Here is a 19558-nt window from a genome sequence, read left to right on the forward strand (position 1 = left end):
GCGCCGCGAAACCTGGTCCTGTGGAGCAGTTTGGAGTGCTCGCCACCCTGTCAAGGTGGAGGCCGCGGGTTCAAATCCCGTCAGGACCGCAGTGAAGAAGACAAGGCCCGCATCCCGAGAAGGGAAGCGGGCCTTGTTCGTGTCCGGCACCGGTTTGTCACCGCGCGGCGGCGGCCGGGGAGCCCCCCGCCATCTTGACGGAGTCACATTCGCTCGGTACCCAGAAATCAGGGCTCTTCCCGGCGTGGCCCCCTGGAGGTGGCGTATGGCGGCATCGACTAGGCACGAGACGCGGGCGTTGCTCCGTGCGCACCTGTCGGCCGCCTCCTGCTATCCACGACATCTCACTCGCCACTGCCCGATCTGCCATCACCTGTTGCGCCTGGCGATGGCTTCCGCCCCGCACCCCGCCCCTCGCACCGCGCAGCCGGCCCCGGGCCCCGAGGAGGTCGCCGAGGGGGAGGCCGCGTCCTCGGCGTGACCGTGGGCAACGTCAACTGCCGTCCCGCCGTGGGGCGCTGGAAGCCGTGCGCCCCAATAGCGCACACTGGCCGGAGGCAACAAGCGCCGCGTCATGTGACGGGTGTCACCGCATGAGTTTCCGCAAGCCTGGTACTTACACCTCGCCTACAACTGGTCAATTTAATATGTGCAATTGCACCAGCTTCCGGCGATCGCCCGGTACACGCTGAGTGACCCTCAGGGCGAGTCCACAGGAGATCCGACGCCCCTCCGCAGACTCCGACAAGGCCGCCCACAGGACCACCTTCCGGCGCACATCCTGCGCACAAAAAAGATCGCGCTGGACTCGGCGGAGTCCAGCGCGATCCACGACGCACCCTTGTTGCGTGCCTGAAGTGCTCTGATTGGCTTGGGCGTGGGCTCTGTTGGGGCAGAACCCGCGTCGCTTGGAGCTAGGGGTCGGGCGCCACGACAGTTGGGGGAACTGCCGTTTTGCCCGGTTATGGAGTTGTTCAGGCCTCGCTGCGCTGCTGCGGGATGCCCGCGAGCAGTGCGCGGACCTCAGCCTCGCGGTAGCGGCGGTGTCCGCCGAGCGTACGGATGGAAGTGAGCTTCCCGGCCTTCGCCCACCGCGTGACCGTCTTGGGGTCGACGCGGAACATGGTGGCGACCTCAGCCGGGGTCAGCAGCGGCTCGGCATCAGGGGTGCGAGCGGTCATGAGCGGCCTCCTCGGGAGAACCGAACCTTCTCGGTTCATTCCTCTAAATTCTGCACCTTGACCCGCGTTGCCCGAAATGGCGGACGCGAGTCGAGTCGGTTATAGGACGAACGGCTTGTCCTCGGCACTACAACTACACCATCTGTCCAGCCGCGTCGGCCAAACCGATGGAATTGCCCTCCCAGGTGTTCATCAGCGACGGAAGCCGATGGACCATGCCATAGCGGACAGTCACGCCACTGTGACGATCAGTCACAGTGGCGTGCAGGAGTCCCAAGACCCCCCAAAGCGTGCAATGTCGAGCGAGAGTCCTCCCCGGACTCCTTGTCCTATTTTGGCACGAGGAGGGGTTAGGGGCGCAAGAGCCGCGTAAGTGCGGTCCGTCACGCTTACGCGCATTGACGCATCCTTCGCGCAGTACGCCCGGATCGGGTCCTACGTCCCATGTTGACGAGACATCAGGAACCCCAGAGCGAGCACGAAACCCCAAAACGGGCGTTTCGTCAAACGCCAGTTCGTTACATCACACAGTTCGTTACGTCACACGAGTCATGACGTCTCGCCCGGGCCGCTCAGTTGGCGGAACGCCGGTCCCGTACCGACCGCCAGCGCTCCACGAGCCGCCCGTAGGCCGTCCCCGCGGCCGCCCCGTCGCCGCGCCGCAGCGCGTCGATGCCGTCGGCCACGTCCGCCGCCGAGTGATCGTCCTCCAGCTCGCCGGCCGGCAGGGTGTGCACCAGGCCGCCGTAGTCCAGCTCGACCAGTGAGCGCGGATGGAACTCCTCCAGCCAGCGGCCGACGTCCACCAGGCCGTCGATGAGGGGCCCTTCGTCGATGGCGTCCTTCAGGGTCCGCAGGGCCCGCGCCACCCGCCGCCGCGCCTGCACCATCGGCGTCCGGTAGCGCAGCATCGGGGGAATGTCGCCCGAGCCCTTCTCGAAGCGCCGCTCCCCGTCCGACACCAGCACGAACCAGTGCAGCGGCACCTGCCAGGTCGAGGTGCGGATCCACGGCCGGGCGTCCGGGTTGCGGGCGAGCCAGCGCTCGTAGTCCTGGGCCGCCTGGCGCCGTACGACCTCCGGCAGCACCGCGTCCAGGACGGGCCCCGGCAGCTCGTCGCCGAGCTCTTCGAGGGCCTGCCAGCCGCGCAGCCGGGTGCGCCACGGGCACACGCACAGCACGCCCTCGACCTCGAGCACGAAGGCGTCGCCGCTCTCGTGCACCGGCACGGGGATGGGCGGCGTGGGCAGCAAGTCGGCCAGGGAGCGGCGCAGTTCGTCCTGGTACGAGGGGCGGTCGGCGCGGCGGGCGTAGCGGGCCCAGTGGTCGCGCTCCGGTTCCGGGAAGGCGGCCAGTGGTTCGTACACCCGCAGATAGGTCGCGTACGGGACGATCACCGAGGACACCTTGGGCACGCCTGCTCCCTCCCCCGCCGTCTGCCAGGGAAACCTGCGAAACCCGCTCACAAACGTGCGGGAAAACTATGCAAATCGTCGCACGGGTGTACTCCGGGAGTAGGTGATCCTGAGCACTGCGGGTTGGACGGGCGCCGACGGGTTTAATCTCATGCTCAACAGCTCTCCCGCCACCCGTACGGGAGCCAGCTCCAACCGCCGCACCGTACTCAGGAGTCACCACAGTGACCGACGTAACACACGGCGTCCTGCACACCCTGTTCCACTCGGACCAGGGGGGTCATGAGCAAGTCGTGCTCTGCCAGGACCGCGCCAGCGGCCTCAAGGCCGTCATCGCCATCCACTCCACCGCCCTGGGCCCCGCCCTCGGCGGTACGCGCTTCTACCCGTACGCGACCGAGGAAGAGGCCGTCGCCGACGCGCTGAACCTCGCGCGCGGGATGTCGTACAAGAACGCCATGGCCGGTCTCGACCACGGCGGCGGCAAGGCCGTGATCATCGGCGACCCGGAGAAGATCAAGTCCGAGGAGCTGCTGCTGGCGTACGGCCGGTTCGTGGCCTCCCTGGGCGGCCGCTACGTCACCGCGTGCGACGTCGGTACGTACGTCGCCGACATGGACGTCGTGGCCCGCGAGTGCCGCTGGACGACCGGGCGCTCCCCGCAGAACGGCGGCGCGGGCGACTCCTCCGTACTCACCGCCTTCGGCGTCTACCAGGGCATGCGCGCCTCGGCCCAGCACCAGTGGGGCGACCCGTCGCTGCGCGGCCGCAAGGTCGGCATCGCGGGCGTCGGCAAGGTCGGCCACATCCTGGTCGAGCACCTGGTGGCCGAGGGCGCCGAGGTCGTGATCACGGACGTGCGCGAGGAGGCCGTCGGCCGGATCGTCGCGGCGCACCCGGAGTCGGTGACGGCCGTCGCCGACACCGCGACCCTGATCCGCGTCGAGGACCTCGACATCTACGCCCCCTGCGCGCTCGGCGGGGCCCTGAACGACGACACGGTGCCGGTGCTGACCGCCCGCATCGTGTGCGGCGCGGCCAACAACCAGCTCGCCCACCCGGGCGTCGAGAAGGACCTCGCCGATCGCGGGATCCTCTACGCGCCCGACTACGTGGTGAACGCCGGCGGTGTCATCCAGGTCGCCGACGAGCTGCACGGCTTCGACTTCGAGCGGTGCAAGGCGAAGGCCTCGAAGATCTACGACACCACGCTGGCCATATTCGCACGTGCGAAGACGGACGGGATTCCGCCGGCCGCCGCGGCCGACCGGATCGCCGAGCAGCGGATGGCGGAGGCACGCCGGGCGCTCTGATCCGGGGGCAATTGATCATCCGGAAGCCCTAACAAGGGTTTGAGCGGTACCCGCCGGTGGGCAGTTGGAGAGAACTCTCACTTCTACCGGCGGGTCGACCGCCAATAAGTGGTTAAAATCGCGGTTGACCAGCGGGGACGGGGCACCCCGAGGGTTGTGGGACCGGGCACGTGGTGCGGGCGACGTACCGTATGGGCGCGGGCTCAGGTACCGTGGAAGCCCTACGGACCGGTCTCTCCGAGGAGAGCCCGTTCCAGATCATGAACGCGTGTCAAGACTCTGGGGCCGTCGAGCCCCGTCACCGAGGGGGTCGAGCCATGGGGCGCGGCCGGGCCAAGGCCAAGCAGACGAAGGTCGCCCGCCAGCTGAAGTACAACAGCGGCGGGACTGACCTGTCGCGTCTGGCCAACGAGCTGGGCGCTTCGACTTCGAGCCAGCCGCCGAACGGCGAGCCGTTCGAGGACGACGACGAAGAAGACGACCCGTACGCCCAGTACGCGGACTATTACAACGACGATGAGGACGACGAGGACGACGAGTCCGGTCCCACGTCGCAACAACGCCGCGGCGCTTGACTATCCAGCAGTGCCTGACCCGGTCCTGAGCGGTTGCCCGCCGGACCGGGTTTTGCGCTGCCTTTGCAGGCGTCAGCCGTTGTAGTCACCCACCAGGGCGGCGCCCGTCTCGTGGTCGCCCCGGTCCGTGATCTCACCGGCGACCCACGCGTCGACCCCACGGTCGGCGAGCGTGGCGAGTGCCGCGTCCGTGGACTCCTCCGGCACGATCGCGATCATGCCGACGCCCATGTTCAGCGTCTTCTCCAGCTCGAGACGCTCGACCTGACCGGTCTTGCCGACGAGGTCGAAGATCGGGGCCGGGGTCCAGGTGGAGCGGTCGACGATCGCGTGCAGGTTGTCCGGGATCACCCGGGCCAGGTTGGCCGCGAGGCCGCCGCCGGTGATGTGGCTGTACGCGTGCACGTCCGTGGTGCGGGTGAGGGCCAGGCAGTCCAGCGAGTAGATCTTCGTGGGCTCCAGCAGCTCCTCGCCGAGGGTGCGGCCGAGCTCGTCGATCTGCGCGTCCAGGGCGAGGCCGCCCTGGTTCAGCAGGACGTGCCGGACCAGTGAGTACCCGTTCGAGTGAAGGCCGGAGGCCGCCATGGCGATCACCGCGTCACCCGTACGGATGCGATCCGCGCCCAGCAGCCGGTCGGCCTCCACGACGCCCGTACCGGCGCCGGCCACGTCGAAGTCGTTCTCGCCCAGCAGCCCCGGGTGCTCGGCCGTCTCGCCGCCGACCAGGGCGCAGCCGGCGAGCACACAGCCCTCGGCGATGCCCTTGACGATGGCGGCGACCCGCTCGGGGTGGACCTTGCCGACGCAGATGTAGTCGGTCATGAACAGCGGCTCGGCACCGCACACCACGATGTCGTCCATGACCATCGCGACCAGATCGTGGCCGATCGTGTCGTAGACGCCCATCTGGCGGGCGATGTCGACCTTCGTGCCGACACCGTCGGTGGCGGAGGCCAGCAGCGGGCGCTCGTAGCGCTTGAGGGCGGAGGCGTCGAAGAGGCCGGCGAAACCGCCGAGGCCGCCGAGGACCTCGGGGCGCTGCGTCTTCTTCACCCACTCCTTCATCAGCTCGACCGCGCGGTCGCCCGCTTCGATGTCGACGCCCGCGGCTGCGTAGCTGGCACCAGTTGTCTCAGACATGGCTAGTGAGAACCTTCGTGTCGTACGGCAGGTGTTACGGGCCGCTTACGGGCGGCGGATCGCGTCGGACGCGGCCGTGGCGGCCGGGCCGGCGGCCAGCTCCGTCTCCAGCAGCTGCTTGCCGAGCAGCTCGGGGTCCGGGAGGTCCATCGGGTACTCGCCGTCGAAGCAGGCGCGGCAGAGGTTCGGCTTGGCGATGGTGGTCGCCTCGATCATGCCGTCGATGGAGATGTACGAGAGGGAGTCGGCGCCGAGCGAGGTGCCGATCTCGTCGATCGTCATGCCGTTGGCGATGAGCTCGGCGCGGGTGGCGAAGTCGATGCCGAAGAAGCAGGGCCACTTCACGGGGGGAGAGGAGATCCGGATGTGGACCTCGGCCGCTCCCGCCTCGCGGAGCATGCGGACCAGGGCCCGCTGGGTGTTGCCGCGCACGATGGAGTCGTCGACGACCACCAGGCGCTTGCCCTTGATGACTTCCTTCAGCGGGTTCAGCTTCAGACGGATGCCGAGCTGGCGGATGGTCTGCGAGGGCTGGATGAACGTACGTCCGACGTACGCGTTCTTCACGAGACCCGCACCGAACGGGATGCCGCTCGCCTCCGCGTAGCCGATGGCGGCCGGGGTGCCGGATTCCGGGGTCGCTATGACCAGGTCGGCGTCGACCGGGGCTTCCTTCGCGAGCTTGCGGCCCATCTCCACTCGGGAGAGGTACACGTTCCGGCCGGCGATGTCGGTGTCCGGCCGGGCCAGGTACACGTACTCGAAGACACAGCCCTTGGGCTTTGCTTCCGCGAATCGCGAGGTGCGCAGGCCGTTCTCGTCGATGGCGATGAACTCGCCCGGCTCGACCTCACGGACGTAGCTGGCGCCGCAGATGTCGAGGGCGGCGGACTCGGAGGCGACGACCCAGCCGCGCTCCAGGCGGCCGAGGACCAGCGGGCGGATGCCCTGCGGGTCGCGGGCCGCGTACAGGGTGTTCTCGTCCATGAAGACGAGGCTGAAGGCGCCCTTGACCTGCGGAAGGACCGTGTGGGCGGCCTCCTCGATGGTCAGCGGCTTGCCGTCCTCGTCGACCTGGGCCGCGAGCAGCGCGGTGAGCAGGTCGGTGTCGTTGGTGGCCGCGACGCGCGGGGTGCGGCCACCCTCCTGCTTGGGCAGGTCGGCGACCATCTCGGCGAGCTGGGCCGTGTTGACCAGGTTGCCGTTGTGGCCGAGCGCGATGGAGCCGTGCGCGGTGGCGCGGAATGTCGGCTGGGCGTTCTCCCACACGGAGGCACCGGTGGTCGAGTAGCGGGCGTGGCCCACTGCGATGTGACCCTGGAGCGATCCGAGAGAGGTCTCGTCGAAGACCTGGGAGACCAGGCCCATGTCCTTGAAGACGAGGATCTGGGAGCCGTTGCTGACCGCGATTCCCGCGGATTCCTGGCCCCGATGCTGGAGGGCGTAGAGCCCGAAGTACGTGAGCTTTGCGACCTCTTCACCCGGGGCCCAGACACCGAAGACGCCGCAAGCGTCCTGGGGGCCTTTCTCGCCGGGAAGCAGATCGTGATTGAGTCGACCGTCACCACGTGGCACGGCTCCGAGTGTAGGCGAGATCGACCACTGGTCCGAATTGGGGATACGCGCCAGTAAAGGATCACTCAGCGGCGGACGCGTTGACGCGCTCGCCGTTTTCGCTGGTCAGCACGAGGGTGCGGTGATCCACTCGGTACTTCACCGTGCCGTCGAAGAGGCCCAGGAGGGTCTTCTCCGTATTCATGAGTGAGGTGTCGCACATCATTCGCGTGGTGGACGCCGTGCCGAGCGTGATACTGCCGTCGCGGACCGTCGCCTCGGCCCTCACCTTGTTGCAGCCGAGGCTGCCGTTGACCAGGCCGGTCTTCTCGTCGAACGTGAGATGGGCCTTGCCGTCGGTGTCGGGGCTGGTGATGGCCCACTTCGTGCCCTCCAGCGGGGCCGCCTTCTCCTTGGTGAGGGCGACGCGGTCACCGTCCGCCGTGGTGAGGGTGAGCTTGTCGCCGTCGACCTCGGCGGTGAGGTTGCCGTCGGAGAGGGTGCGCGCGAGGCTCACCTCGAAGTTCGGGGGGACGCCCTCGCAGGCCATCTCGGTCGCCTGCATCTTGTCGAAGGTGACCTTGCTGTCGGTGAAGGCGGCGTCGGCGCCGAAGTTGTTGCAGCCCAGGTTGCCCTTGACCGCGCCGCCGTCGGCGATGCGCACATAGGCGTTGCTCGGGGCGGCGCTCTTCTTTCCGTCGACGGTGACCTCGTCGACGGACCAGTGCGCGCCGGTGACGGAGGCCGACGCCCCGGAGCCGACCGTGTCACTGCCGGCGTCCTCGCTGCCGCAGGCCACGGCGAGCGGGAGGAGGGTCAGCGCGGCGACGGCGGCCAGTCGCTTCTTGTCCGTACCGAGTGTGCCGAGTGTGTTCATGCCGGTGGGACGGGAGGGGCGCGAGACTGGTTCCGCTTGTGAGGCCGGACGGGGGCATGCCGGCCGAGTCCCGCCTTCCGTCTGCCGCGACCGGCCTGTCGCCGCTCCCGCCTCACCCCATGAGCGGCAGCAACCCGCCCAGATCCGCCCGCTCCCCGCTCGCACGCACCTTGGCCTCCGCGACGGCCGAATCCCAGGCCACCCGCCCGGTCGCCAGCCGGAACCAGGTCAGCGGATCGGTCTCGACGACGTTCGGCGGCGTGCCGCGGGTGTGCCTCGGCCCCTCCACGCACTGCACCACGGCGTACGGCGGGATCCGCACCTCGGTCGACCCGCCGGGCGCCTTCACGGAGAGCGCGTCGGCGAGGAGGCGGGTGCAGGCGGCGAGGGCCTGACGGTCGTACGGGATGTCGAGGCCGGGGACGGCGGCGTTCAGGTCGTCGGAGTGGACGACGAGTTCGACGGTGCGGGTGACCAGGTAGTCGGCGAGGGGTATCGCACCGGTGCGGGCTGCGAGGAGCCGGTCGCCGGGGGCGTCCGCCAGCCTCTGCCTGAGGTGTTCCTCGGTGCGGGCGTAGAGGGCGGCCAGGTCGGCGTTGGCGGCGGCGAGATCGCGGGTGCCGTCGTTGATGTCGCCGGCGCGGGCCGCGGTGGCGAAGGGCCAGTCCAGGAGGGTGAGGTCGGCTTTCGCGGGCTCGTCCCGGTCGAGGCTGCGGCTCACGTCTCGCACGGCCATGGTCACGTGCGCCGCCAGGTCCCGTACGGTCCAGCCCTCCAGGCGGGTGGGCAGGGCGAGTTGCCCGGGGGTGAGGGTGCGTACGGCCTCGCCCACGTGCCCGAACTGGGTGAGGACCGCGGTGCGGATCTTGGCGGGGTCGTAGGTGCGGGCGCGCTTCTTGGCCGGGGGCATGGTCGCGAGATTAGCCGTCGGCACCGACAACCGGGCGGACCGCCTCGAACACCTCCTGGTTGCGCGGCACCCCGACGCCGCGCCAGCGGAAGGGCACACCACGGGCACTGTCCGGGTCCGGGCCGTCCATCAGCTGGAAGTGGAGGTGCGGCTCCGAGGAGTTGCCCGAGTTCCCGCAGCGGGCGATGACCTGCCCGGCGTGCACCCGGTCGCCCTCCCGAGCGGCGAGCGAGCCGCGCCGCAGGTGGGCGTAGGCCGCATACGTGCCGTCGCCGAGGTCCAGGATCAGGTGGTTGCCGAGGATGCGGCGAAGGCCCGCCATCTCGCGCAGCGAGCCCTCGATCAGCATCAGGTACAGCAGGCCCGCGAGCGAGTTGCGGCTCAGGTGATCGCGCTGCCCGTCGACGGCCCGCACGACCGTGGCGTCGGCGACCGCGAGGATCGGTGCCTCGAAGGCCGGGAAGTCCTGGGGGCGCCGGGCGATCGGCCACAGCCAGTGGAAGCCGGGGCGGGCACCGGGTTCCGGCTCGGCCAGGATGTCGATGGCGTACGTCTGCCCGTGGGCGTGGACGCCGTGGCTCGGGGTGCGGTCGGCCGGGCTGTTCAGCGCGGACCAGCGGCCGGTGACCGGTGGGGCGACCTCTAGAGGTTCCGGGGCCCGGCGCGCGCTGTCCGGGGCGCCGCCCCAGCGGTTGGCGACGGTGACGAGGACGTAAGCGAGGACCAGCGGCAGGAAGTCCCACCAGAACGGGTAGCCCCAGCCGAAGCAGATGTGGGCGATCACCAGGCCGATGAAGGCCAACTGGAGGCCGCGGAAGGCCACCATGGCGAGCTTGCGTGCGGACATCGTTACCCCCTCTGGGTCGGCCCCTGTTTCGGCCCTTGGTCGGGTCCTCGCTTCGGTCCTCGTTACGGACGGGCCGCCGACAGCGCCACCAGCAGTGGTACGACCCGCCCCGGCGGCACCTCGTATCGGCCCCGGCCGGTCGTGTGCAGCCAGCCCGCGCCTGTGAGCTGGCGCAGGTGGTGGTAGATCTGGCCGGTCGTGCCGACCTCGTCCAGTTCGGCCAGTTCGGCCGCGGTGCGGCGGCCGGCGATGACCTCGCGGAGCAGCCGGAGCCGGACCGGGTGACCGAGGGCCGCGAAGGACTCGGCGGCCTCGGTCCACTCGGCGTCCAGCAGCCCCTCGGTCAGCGCGCCGTGCTGCCACTCGTAGTGCTCCCCGGTCGGCAGCCGTACCGCACCGGTGAACAGCACCCCGCCGTCGGCCGCGCCCAGCTCGGCCAGCTGCTCCTTGAAGCCCTGCAGCGCCCAGAAGTCGCCCTCGCCGATACGGGGGGCGGTCTGCTGCGCGCTTTCCAGCGCTGCCAGCCGTCGCTCGAGGTCGGCGACGCGTTGTTCCAGTTCCACGGTGCAATATTACGGAACTACGTAATTACGTGCAAGCCTTCGATGCGGGTGCCCGGGAGGCGGAGGCGGTACGACGAAGCCCCCGCCCGGTGACCGGACGGGGGCTTCGGAGCCGTAGGCCCCTCGTCTACTTCAGCAGCGCCGGAATCGTCGCCTCGTGCGTCTCGCGCAGCTCCTCCAGGGAGAGCGCGAACTCGCCCTGCAGCTCCACCGAGTCGCCGTCCACGACGCCGATGCGGGTGACCGGCAGGCCCCGCGCACCGCACATGTCGTTGAAGCGGAGCTCCTCGGAGCGCGGCACGGCGACGACCGCACGTCCCGCCGACTCGGAGAAGAGGAAGGTGAAGGCGTCGAGCCCGTCCGGTACGACCAGACGCGCGCCCTTGCCGCCGAGCATCGCCGACTCCACGACCGCCTGGATCAGACCGCCGTCGGACAGGTCGTGCGCGGAGTCGATCATGCCGTCCCGGGAGGCGGAGATCAGGATCTCGGCGAGCAGCCGCTCGCGCTCCAGGTCGACCTGGGGCGGCAGACCACCGAGGTGGTCGTGCACGACCTGCGACCAGGCCGAACCGCCGAACTCCTCACGGGTGTCGCCGAGGAGGTAGAGCAGCTGCCCGTCCTCCTGGAAGGCGACCGGCGTGCGCCGCGCGACATCGTCGATCACGCCGAGGACCGCCACGACCGGCGTGGGGTGGATGGCGACCTCGCCGGTCTGGTTGTAGAGCGAGACGTTGCCGCCGGTCACCGGAGTGCCCAACTGCTGGCAGGCGTCCGCCAGTCCGCGCACGGCCTCCGCGAACTGCCACATCACCGCCGGGTCCTCCGGCGAGCCGAAGTTCAGGCAGTCGGAGACCGCGAGCGGCTTGGCGCCGGTCGTGGCGACGTTGCGGTACGCCTCCGCCAGCGCCAGCTGGGCACCGTGGTACGGGTCCAGCTTCGCGTACCGGCCGTTGCCGTCCGTGGCGATGGCGACGCCGAGGCCGGTCTCCTCGTCGATGCGGATCATGCCGGAGTCCTCGGGCTGGGCAAGGACGGTGTTGCCCTGCACGAAGTGGTCGTACTGCGAGGTGATCCACTTCTTGGAGGCCTGGTTCGGGGAGCCGACCAGCTTGATGACCTGGTCCTTCAGCTCGGCCGAAGTCGTGGGCCTGGGCAGCTTGTTCGCGTCGTCGGCCTGCAGCTCGTCCTGCCAGGACGGGCGGGCGTACGGGCGCTCGTAGACCGGGCCCTCGTGCGCCACGGTGCGCGGGTCGACGTCGACGATCTTGCCGCCGTGCCAGTAGATCTCCAGGCGGTCGCCGTCGGTCACCTCACCGATGACGGTGGCGATGACGTCCCACTTCTCGCAGATCTCCAGGAACCGGTCGACCTTCTCCGGCTCGACGACCGCGCACATGCGCTCCTGCGACTCGCTCATGAGGATTTCCTCGGGCGAGAGCGTGGAGTCGCGCAGGGGTACGTCGTCCAGGGTGACGCGCATACCGCCGGAGCCGTTCGAGGCCAGCTCGGAGGTGGCGCAGGACAGGCCCGCCGCGCCGAGGTCCTGGATGCCGACGACCAGCTTCTCGGCGAAGGCCTCCAGGGTGCACTCGATGAGCAGCTTCTCCTGGAAGGGGTCGCCGACCTGGACGGCAGGGCGCTTCGACGGCTTGGCGTCGTCGAAGGTCTCGGACGCGAGGATCGACGCGCCGCCGATGCCGTCGCCGCCCGTGCGAGCCCCGTACAGGATGACCTTGTTGCCCGCGCCGGACGCCTTCGCCAGGTGAATGTCCTCGTGCCGCATCACACCGATGGCACCGGCGTTGACCAGCGGGTTTCCCTGGTAGCAGGAGTCGAAGACGACCTCGCCGCCGATGTTGGGCAGGCCCAGGCAGTTGCCGTAGCCGCCGATGCCCGCGACGACACCCGGGAGCACCCGCTTGGTGTCGGGGTGATCGGCGGCACCGAAGCGCAGCGGGTCGACGACCGCCACCGGGCGCGCGCCCATCGCGATGATGTCGCGGACGATGCCGCCGACACCGGTCGCGGCGCCCTGGTAGGGCTCGACGTACGACGGGTGGTTGTGCGACTCGACCTTGAAGGTCACGGCGTAACCCTGGCCGACGTCCACGACACCGGCGTTCTCGCCGATGCCGACGAGCATCGCGTCGGACTCGGGGGCCTTCTCGCCGAACTGGCGGAGGTGGACCTTGGAGGACTTGTACGAGCAGTGCTCGGACCACATGACCGAGTACATGGCGAGCTCGGCACCGGTGGGCCGACGGCCGAGGATCTCCACGACCCTCTCGTACTCGTCCTTCTTCAGGCCGAGTTCGGCCCAGGGCAGCTCGACGTCGGGGGTCGCGGCCGCGTGCTCGACCGTGTCCAGAGGCGTCCGGCTCATGCGTTGACCAGCTTCTTGAGGATCGAGGTGAAGAAGGGGAGACCGTCGGTGCGGCCCGACCCGATCAGGGGCTCGACGGCGTGCTCCGGGTGCGGCATGAGGCCTACGACGTTCCCGGCCTCATTGGTGATGCCGGCGATGTCGTTGAGCGAGCCGTTCGGGTTGAAGTCCAGGTAGCGGAACGCGACCCGGCCCTCGGCCTCCAGCTTGTCCAGCGTGTACTGGTCGGCGACGTACCGGCCGTCCATGTTCTTGAGCGGGATGTGGATCTCCTGCCCGCTCTCGTAATCACTGGTCCAGGCAGTTTCCGCGTTCTCCACCCGCAGCTTCTGGTCGCGGCAGATGAAGTGCAGATGGTCGTTGCCGAGCATGCCGCCGGGCAGCAGGTGCGCCTCGGTGAGGACCTGGAAGCCGTTGCAGATACCTAGGACCGGCAGTCCGGTCTTCGCCTGCTCGATGACGGTCTCCATCACCGGCGAGAACCGGGAGATGGCTCCGGCGCGCAGATAGTCGCCGTAGGAGAAACCGCCGGGCAGCACCACGGCGTCGACCTGCTTGAGGTCCTTGTCCTTGTGCCAGAGTGCGACCGGTTCTGCGCCTGCGAGGCGGATCGCGCGCTGAGTGTCCCGGTCATCGAGACTCCCCGGGAAAGTGACGACGCCAATACGAGCGGTCACTTCGCTGCCTCCGCGACTTCCTCCACCTTGACGGTGAAGTCCTCGATCACGGTGTTGGCGAGGAAGGATTCCGCAAGATCGTGGATGCGCGCGAGCGCGGCCTCATCGACCGGCCCGTCAACTTCCAGTTCGAATCGCTTTCCCTGACGTACGTCCGAGATGCCTTCGAATCCCAGCCGCGGCAGTGCGCGCTGCACCGCCTGGCCCTGGGGGTCGAGGATCTCCGGCTTGAGCATGACGTCGACTACGACGCGTGCCACTGGCACTCCCGGTGTGTGGTGCTGAGCAGGTTCCTTCAGACTACCCGCACAAAATTTCTACGCGAGTAGAGTTGTAGGAAGCTACGTGACAGCCATCACGATGAGGTACCGGAGGGGGGCGTTCACGAAAAGTTACGGGAAAGATCCCCGATCAGCCGCAGATAGGTATTGCGCTCGGACACGCGGACAGATTTAGTCGGGCTTCACATTGCATTGCCGGGCACTGTACAAATGAATTGGCAAATAGCCGACACTCGGCACGTCATCCCAGCTGAGGTGTATGACATGCCGGACGAAGGGACCGATATTCGTGGCGCAGAAGGTCGTGGTCACTCTCTTTGACGACATCGACGGCTCGGAAGCGGCGGAAACGATCGCCTTCGGACTCGACGGCAAGTCGTACGAGATCGACCTGAATGAAGCCAATGCCAAGAAACTGCGTAAGGCGCTCGCGCCCTACGTGGACGCCGGCCGCAAGCGGTCGAAGTCAGGCAAGGCGTACAAGCAGACCGAGGTCGCCCCCGACCCGGCGGCCGTCCGGGCCTGGGCCCAGGCCAACAAGATGGAGGTGCCGGCCCGCGGCCGCATCCCCAAGAAGGTCTACGAGGCGTTCGCCTCGGCCCAGTGAGGTGCTCCGAGGACCTGTCCTCAGGGTCCGTCAGCGCACCCTGAGGACGGCCGACTTGAGCCGGTGCGACAACCGACTTGCGCTACCCCCCTGCTGATCAGCTAATGTCTGGGACACGCCGCCGGGCGGGGCAGAAAAGCCCAGCTCGCCGAGCATGCGGGTGTAGTTCAGTAGTAGAACATCCCCCTTCCAGGGGGAAGGCGCAGTGTGCAATTCCTGTCACCCGCTCTGCACCGCCGTCCGAACCACGGAAGTGGATCAGGTAGGCTGGTGCTCGCACCGATCGGTGAGAGCCGGTCGGGGGCAATGCGGACGTAGCTCAGTTGGTAGAGCGCAACCTTGCCAAGGTTGAGGTCGCGAGTTCGAGCCTCGTCGTCCGCTCGGGAATGAGACCCCGGTCCTGATGGACCGGGGTCTTTTCGTTATCCGGCGCGCATCCCCCTGACATTTGTCATGCGGAGTGATGACAGCGCGCACTGCTTCCGGCCTCGGATCGCCGGGACGCTGGTGTCATGAACATCAACGAACACGAACACGTGATTGAGGTCACTGACCTGCGTCGTGTGTACGGGGGCGGGTTCGAGGCGGTGCGCGGCATCACGTTCTCCGTGGACCGCGGCGAGGTCTTCGCACTGCTCGGCACCAATGGCGCGGGCAAGACGTCCACCGTCGAGCTGCTCGAAGGGCTCGCCCGGCCCGCCGCGGGGCGGGTGCGGGTGCTCGGGCACGATCCCCACGCCGAGCGGGACGTCGTACGACCGCGGACCGGGGTGATGTTGCAGGAGGGCGGCTTTCCGTCCGAGCTGACCGTCGCCGAGACCGCCCGGATGTGGGCCGGGTGCGTGAGCGGGGCCATGCCCGAGGCCGAGGCCCTGGGCATGGTCGGGCTCGGGCGGCGGGCCGGGGTGCGGGTGAAGCAGCTGTCCGGCGGTGAACGGCGGCGGCTGGACCTGGCACTCGCCCTGCTCGGCAGGCCCGAGGTGCTGTTCCTGGACGAGCCGACGACCGGGCTCGACGCCGAAGGGCGCCGGGACACCTGGGAGTTGGTGCGGGAGCTGCGCGACGCCGGCACGACCGTGCTGCTGACCACGCACTACCTCGAAGAGGCCGAGAACCTCGCGGACCGCATCGCGATCCTGCACGAGGGACGCATCGCCGCCGCCGGGACACCGGCCGAGGTGACGGCGGCCCAGCCCTCGCGGATCTCCTTCGAGCTGCCTCAGGGCTACTTCGTGGGAGACCTGCCACCCCTCGACGACATGGGCGTGCGCGAGCACGAGATCGACGGCCGCGTCGTACGGCTGCGCACCCACGAGCTGCAGCGCACCGCGACCCGGCTCCTGGTGTGGGCGGACGCGGCAGGGGTGGAGCTGCGGCGGCTGGACGTACGGCCGGCGTCGCTGGAGGAGGCGTTCCTGGGGATCGCGCGGGAGGCGGCCTGCGCCGCCGAGAAGAAGGAGTACGCGGCATGAGCACGGCGATGACCACCCCGTTGGGACGCATGACGGCGTTGGCCCGCGCGGAGGTGACGCTGCTCGGACGCAGCAGGGGCACGCTGTTCGCGGCGCTGTTCGTGCCGCTGCTGCTGCCCTTCAGCGTGCGGGAGGCGGCGAAGGGGATGGATCTGGCGGAGGCCGGCCTGTCCCTCGGCACGGTCGTCCTGCCCGCCTCGATCGGCTTCTCACTGCTCTACGCGGTGTACGCCACGCTCGTCTCCGTCTACACCGCCCGGCGCGAGGAACTCGTCCTCAAACGGCTGCGCACCGGCGAGCTCAAGGACACGGAGATCCTGGCCGGTGCCGCGCTGCCGGCCGTGGTCACGGGCGTCGCGCAGAGCCTGGTGCTGGCGGTCGGCTGCGCCGTCCTGCTCGACGTGGGCGCGCCGTCTGCTCCCCATCTCGCCGTACTGGGCCTGCTGTTGGGGGTCGTGCTGTGCGCGTCGCTGGGCGCCGTGACGGCGTCCTTCACCCGCAGCGTCGAGAGTGCGCAGGTCACGACGCTGCCCGTGGTGTTCCTCTCCATGATCTTCTCCGGGATGTTCGTGCCCCTCGAGGTGCTGCCGGACCGGGTGGCGTCGGTGTGCGAGTTCCTGCCGCTGACTCCGGTGATCACTCTGCTGCGGGGTGGCTGGACCGGCGACCTGTCGGCGTACGAGGCGATCGGTCCCGTGCTGACCGGGCTGGCCTGGACGGTCCTGGGCGTGTTGGCTGTGCGACGGTGGTTCCGATGGGAGCCACGGCACTGAGGCAGGGGGGACGGCGCATGCGCGGGCCGGGAACGTGGTGGCGGGGCAAGAGCACACCGGCGAAGGTGGAGACGTACACACGGTGGTCGTTCCACTTCTTCGCGGTGATCGAGGTCGCCACGCTCGGTCTGCCCGCCGTCGGCTCGACGATGTCCGAGCCCGGGATCGCGCGCTGGCTGCTTCTGATGGTGTGCGTGCACGCCGTGGCCTGTGCCTTCACCGCCTCACGGGCCCTCGACTGGACGTGCGGCCGCCGTGAGCAGCCGCTGCGGTCGATGGCGGGGCTCGTCGCCGTCGCCCTGGCGGTCGTCGTCGCCACCACCCTCATCGTGCGGTACGGCCCGGACGGCGAGGATGTCGACACCGCGGTGGGCACGGTCCTCGGCGGCACGCTGGCCTTCACGGTCGGCACCATCACGCTCGGCGTCGGCAGCAGGCGGCGCGTGTTCGCGGTCGTCGCGGGAACCGCGGTTGCCACCGGACTCGTGGCCCTCCCGCTCGGCTCCCCGGTCCCGGCGGCGCTGGGCGCGACGGTCGCGGTCTTCATCGCCTGCGGAATCCTGGCCCTCACCTCCGGTTTCTCCGTCTGGCTCCTCAACGCCGTCTACGAACTCGACGAGGCCCGCGAGACCCGGGCCCGGCTCGCCGTCGCCGAGGAGCGGCTGCGGTTCGGGCGGGATCTGCACGACGTCATGGGGCGGAATCTGTCGGTGATCGCCCTGAAGAGCGAACTCGCCGTGCAGCTCGCGCGGCGCGGGCGGCCCGAGGCCGTGGAGCAGATGATCGAGGTGCAGCGGATCGCGGGCGAGTCGCAGCGCGAGGTGCGGGACGTCGTACGCGGTTATCGGGAGGTCGACCTGGAGGTCGAGCTGGCCGGTGCGCAGGGGGTGTTGAAGGCAGCCGGGATCGAGTGCCGGGTGACCGGCAGGACGGCGGGGCTGCCCGTCGAGGTGCAGTCGGCGCTGGCCTGGGTGGTCCGCGAGGCGACCACCAACGTGCTGCGGCACGGGAATGCCGGGCAGTGCTCGGTGGGGGTAACGGTGAGCGAGCGACACGTGGTGTTGACGGTGGAGAACGACGGGGCTGCCGGAGCCTCCGACGGGGGTGGGGGCTCCGGGCTCGCCGGGCTGCGGGAGCGGCTGGCCGCGGTGGACGGGACGCTGGACGCCGGTCACGTGGGCGAGGCGGTGTTCCGGCTGGTGGCCGAGGTGCCGCTGGCGGGGGCGGGTGTGCGGGAGGTCGCCGTATGACCGAGCTGCGGAGCGACCGTACGTCCGGCCTCCCGGCAGGGCCCGTACGACTGCTCCTCGCCGACGACGAGCATCTGATCCGGGGGGCGCTCGCCACCCTGCTCTCCCTGGAGGACGACCTGGTGATCGTCGCCGAGGCGGCGACCGGGCCGGAGGCGCTGGCGATGGCACGGGCGCACGAGCCGGACGTGGCCGTCCTCGATCTCCAGATGCCCGGCGCGGACGGTGTGAAGGTCGCCACATCGCTGCGAGCCGAACTGCCCAGGTGCCAGGTGCTGATCGTGACCAGCCACGGCCGCCCCGGGCATCTGAAACGGGCCCTTGCGGCAGGTGTGCGCGGGTTCGTCCCGAAGACCGTCAGCGCCCAGCGGCTCGCGGAGATCATCCGTACCGTGTACTCCGGAAACCGCTACGTCGACCCGGAGTTGGCCGCCGACGCCATCGCCGCCGGGGACTCGCCGCTGACCGCCCGGGAGGCCGAGGTGCTGGAACTCGCCGCCGACGGCGCGCCCGTCGCGGAGATCGCGGAGCGGGCCGCGCTGTCGCAGGGGACCGTGCGGAACTATCTGTCCTCCGCCGTCTCCAAGCTCGGGGCGGAAAACCGGCACGCGGCGGTGCGTCTCGCGCGGGAGCGGGGTTGGGTATAGTGGTTCTCGCGCCACGGCGCATGCGAACGTAGCTCAGTTGGTAGAGCGCAACCTTGCCAAGGTTGAGGTCGCGAGTTCGAACCTCGTCGTTCGCTCAGTTTCGAAAGGCCCCCGGTTCTCCGGGGGCCTTTCGCGTTACGCCCAGCTCATGCCCGTCAAGCGCTCGTACGCCTCCACGTACTTCGCGCGGGTCGCGTCCACGACCTCCTGCGGCAGCGGCGGCGGGGGCTGCTCGCTCTTGCGGTCCCAGCCGGAGGCCGGCGAGGTCAGCCAGTCGCGTACGAACTGCTTGTCGTACGACGGCTGCGCACGGCCCGGCTCCCACTGGTCGGCCGGCCAGAAGCGGGACGAGTCCGGGGTGAGGACCTCGTCGGCGATGATCAACGTCTCCCCGTCGAACCCGAACTCGAACTTGGTGTCCGCGAGGATGATGCCGCGGTCGCGGGCGATGTCCCGGCCGCGGGAGTAGACGGCGAGGGTCGCCTGGCGCAGCTGGGCGGCGGTGTCGGGGCCGACCTGGCGAGCGACCTCCTCGTAGGAGACGTTCTCGTCGTGCTCGCCGACCGCGGCCTTGGTCGCCGGGGTGAAGATCGGGGCGGGGAGTTCGCTGCCGTCGACGAGGCCCTCGGGGAGGGCGAGGCCGCAGACCGTGCGGGACTCGTTGTACTCCACCAGGCCGGAGCCGGTGAGGTAGCCGCGGGCCACGGCCTCCACCGGGACCATCTGGAGCGACTTGCAGACGAGCGTGCGGCCCTCCCAGTCGGCAGGGGCGCCCGCGGGCACGTCGGTGCCCAGCACGTGGTTGGGGACCAGGTCGGCCAGCTGGTCGAACCACCACAGGGAGAGCTGCGTGAGGATGCGGCCCTTGTCGGGGATCTCGGTCGGCAGCACCCAGTCATAGGCGGACATGCGGTCGCTGGCGACCATCACGAGGTCACCGGCCTCGTTCTGGTACAGCTCGCGCACCTTGCCGGTGTGCAGGTGCACCAGGCCCGGAACCTGAATCGGCTCGGGCTTTTCTACGAATCCGGACACGGTTCCTCCCCGTGGTTCTGTCCAACGGGTCGATTGTCCCGTATGGGTCGCTGAC

Annotated in this window: 20 protein-coding genes and 4 tRNA genes; 12 read left to right on the forward strand and 12 right to left on the reverse strand. The window is 69.4% G+C overall.

Annotated features, from left to right (window positions below):
• Positions 1-14: 14 nt before the first annotated feature.
• Together AB5J55_RS20070 and AB5J55_RS20075 are read left to right on the forward strand one after the other, a co-directional pair.
• Positions 15-89, forward strand: a tRNA-Asp gene (locus tag AB5J55_RS20070).
• A gap of 176 nt (positions 90-265) precedes the next feature.
• The gene (locus AB5J55_RS20075) at positions 266-481 is read left to right on the forward strand and encodes a DUF6274 family protein (RefSeq protein ID WP_369272014.1); all 216 of its coding nucleotides are present in this window, start codon (positions 266-268) and stop codon (positions 479-481) included.
• 493 nt (positions 482-974) lie between these two features.
• Here the strand turns inward: AB5J55_RS20075 and bldC are convergent, their stop codons facing one another.
• Positions 975-1181, reverse strand: coding sequence for a developmental transcriptional regulator BldC (gene bldC / locus AB5J55_RS20080; protein ID WP_003949541.1), 207 nt, complete (start codon positions 1179-1181; stop codon positions 975-977).
• 572 nt (positions 1182-1753) lie between these two features.
• Positions 1754-2596, reverse strand: a complete 843-nt coding sequence (locus AB5J55_RS20085) for a hypothetical protein (RefSeq protein WP_369272015.1) — start codon at positions 2594-2596, stop codon at positions 1754-1756.
• A 224-nt stretch (positions 2597-2820) separates the two neighbouring features.
• Here AB5J55_RS20085 and AB5J55_RS20090 point away from each other — a divergent pair, with 224 nt between their 5' ends.
• Both AB5J55_RS20090 and AB5J55_RS20095 read left to right on the forward strand, forming a co-directional pair.
• Positions 2821-3909: a Leu/Phe/Val dehydrogenase gene (locus tag AB5J55_RS20090; protein WP_369272016.1), complete on the forward strand. Its 1089-nt coding sequence runs from the start codon at positions 2821-2823 to the stop codon at positions 3907-3909.
• Between the two features lie 317 nt (positions 3910-4226).
• The gene (locus AB5J55_RS20095; RefSeq protein ID WP_030049714.1) at positions 4227-4484 is read left to right on the forward strand and encodes a DUF3073 domain-containing protein; all 258 of its coding nucleotides are present in this window, start codon (positions 4227-4229) and stop codon (positions 4482-4484) included.
• A gap of 72 nt (positions 4485-4556) precedes the next feature.
• Here the strand turns inward: AB5J55_RS20095 and purM are convergent, their stop codons facing one another.
• The 9 genes from purM to purS all read right to left on the reverse strand — a co-directional run bounded on the left by purM (position 4557) and on the right by purS (position 13698).
• Positions 4557-5624: a phosphoribosylformylglycinamidine cyclo-ligase gene (purM, locus tag AB5J55_RS20100; protein ID WP_369272017.1), complete on the reverse strand. Its 1068-nt coding sequence runs from the start codon at positions 5622-5624 to the stop codon at positions 4557-4559.
• A gap of 45 nt (positions 5625-5669) precedes the next feature.
• Positions 5670-7199 (reverse strand): amidophosphoribosyltransferase, encoded by a 1530-nt coding sequence (purF, locus tag AB5J55_RS20105; RefSeq protein ID WP_369272018.1) that lies wholly within the window; start codon positions 7197-7199, stop codon positions 5670-5672.
• Positions 7200-7260: 61 nt separating this feature from the next.
• Complete coding sequence (locus AB5J55_RS20110) at positions 7261-8055, reverse strand: META domain-containing protein (RefSeq protein WP_369272019.1); 795 nt, start codon at positions 8053-8055, stop codon at positions 7261-7263.
• Positions 8056-8167: 112 nt separating this feature from the next.
• Positions 8168-8965, reverse strand: coding sequence for a sterol carrier family protein (locus AB5J55_RS20115; RefSeq protein ID WP_369272020.1), 798 nt, complete (start codon positions 8963-8965; stop codon positions 8168-8170).
• Between the two features lie 10 nt (positions 8966-8975).
• On the reverse strand, positions 8976-9812 hold the full coding sequence (locus AB5J55_RS20120; protein ID WP_369272021.1) for a M23 family metallopeptidase: 837 nt from the start codon (positions 9810-9812) through the stop codon (positions 8976-8978).
• 62 nt (positions 9813-9874) lie between these two features.
• Positions 9875-10375 (reverse strand): ArsR/SmtB family transcription factor, encoded by a 501-nt coding sequence (locus tag AB5J55_RS20125; protein WP_369272022.1) that lies wholly within the window; start codon positions 10373-10375, stop codon positions 9875-9877.
• Between the two features lie 127 nt (positions 10376-10502).
• The gene (gene purL / locus AB5J55_RS20130) at positions 10503-12761 is read right to left on the reverse strand and encodes a phosphoribosylformylglycinamidine synthase subunit PurL (RefSeq protein ID WP_369272023.1); all 2259 of its coding nucleotides are present in this window, start codon (positions 12759-12761) and stop codon (positions 10503-10505) included.
• A complete protein-coding gene (purQ, locus tag AB5J55_RS20135; protein ID WP_369272024.1) occupies positions 12758-13438 on the reverse strand; it encodes a phosphoribosylformylglycinamidine synthase subunit PurQ in 681 nt (226 codons plus the stop codon). Before purQ ends, purL begins: the two co-directional genes overlap by 4 nt.
• Entirely contained in the window at positions 13435-13698 is a 264-nt protein-coding gene (purS, locus tag AB5J55_RS20140) for a phosphoribosylformylglycinamidine synthase subunit PurS (RefSeq protein WP_015659417.1), read from the reverse strand. Before purS ends, purQ begins: the two co-directional genes overlap by 4 nt.
• A gap of 310 nt (positions 13699-14008) precedes the next feature.
• Here purS and AB5J55_RS20145 point away from each other — a divergent pair, with 310 nt between their 5' ends.
• The 8 genes from AB5J55_RS20145 to AB5J55_RS20180 all read left to right on the forward strand — a co-directional run bounded on the left by AB5J55_RS20145 (position 14009) and on the right by AB5J55_RS20180 (position 18563).
• Positions 14009-14326, forward strand: coding sequence for an Lsr2 family protein (locus AB5J55_RS20145; protein ID WP_148000186.1), 318 nt, complete (start codon positions 14009-14011; stop codon positions 14324-14326).
• 156 nt (positions 14327-14482) lie between these two features.
• Positions 14483-14554: transfer RNA gene (locus tag AB5J55_RS20150), tRNA-Gly, on the forward strand.
• Between the two features lie 80 nt (positions 14555-14634).
• Positions 14635-14707: transfer RNA gene (locus tag AB5J55_RS20155), tRNA-Gly, on the forward strand.
• A gap of 131 nt (positions 14708-14838) precedes the next feature.
• The gene (locus AB5J55_RS20160) at positions 14839-15798 is read left to right on the forward strand and encodes an ABC transporter ATP-binding protein (protein ID WP_369272025.1); all 960 of its coding nucleotides are present in this window, start codon (positions 14839-14841) and stop codon (positions 15796-15798) included.
• On the forward strand, positions 15795-16571 hold the full coding sequence (locus AB5J55_RS20165; RefSeq protein WP_369272026.1) for an ABC transporter permease: 777 nt from the start codon (positions 15795-15797) through the stop codon (positions 16569-16571). Before AB5J55_RS20160 ends, AB5J55_RS20165 begins: the two co-directional genes overlap by 4 nt.
• A gap of 17 nt (positions 16572-16588) precedes the next feature.
• Positions 16589-17821, forward strand: a complete 1233-nt coding sequence (locus AB5J55_RS20170; protein ID WP_369272027.1) for a sensor histidine kinase — start codon at positions 16589-16591, stop codon at positions 17819-17821.
• Entirely contained in the window at positions 17818-18468 is a 651-nt protein-coding gene (locus AB5J55_RS20175) for a response regulator (protein ID WP_369272028.1), read from the forward strand. The genes AB5J55_RS20170 and AB5J55_RS20175 overlap by 4 nt, the downstream gene beginning before the upstream one ends.
• Before the next feature lie 22 nt (positions 18469-18490).
• Positions 18491-18563 (forward strand) — tRNA-Gly (locus AB5J55_RS20180).
• A gap of 40 nt (positions 18564-18603) precedes the next feature.
• Here AB5J55_RS20180 and AB5J55_RS20185 read toward each other — a convergent pair.
• Positions 18604-19503, reverse strand: coding sequence for a phosphoribosylaminoimidazolesuccinocarboxamide synthase (locus AB5J55_RS20185; protein WP_369272029.1), 900 nt, complete (start codon positions 19501-19503; stop codon positions 18604-18606).
• Positions 19504-19558: the final 55 nt, after the last annotated feature.

It is taken from the genome of Streptomyces sp. R11, from assembly GCF_041051905.1.
GTDB lineage: Bacteria > Actinomycetota > Actinomycetes > Streptomycetales > Streptomycetaceae > Streptomyces.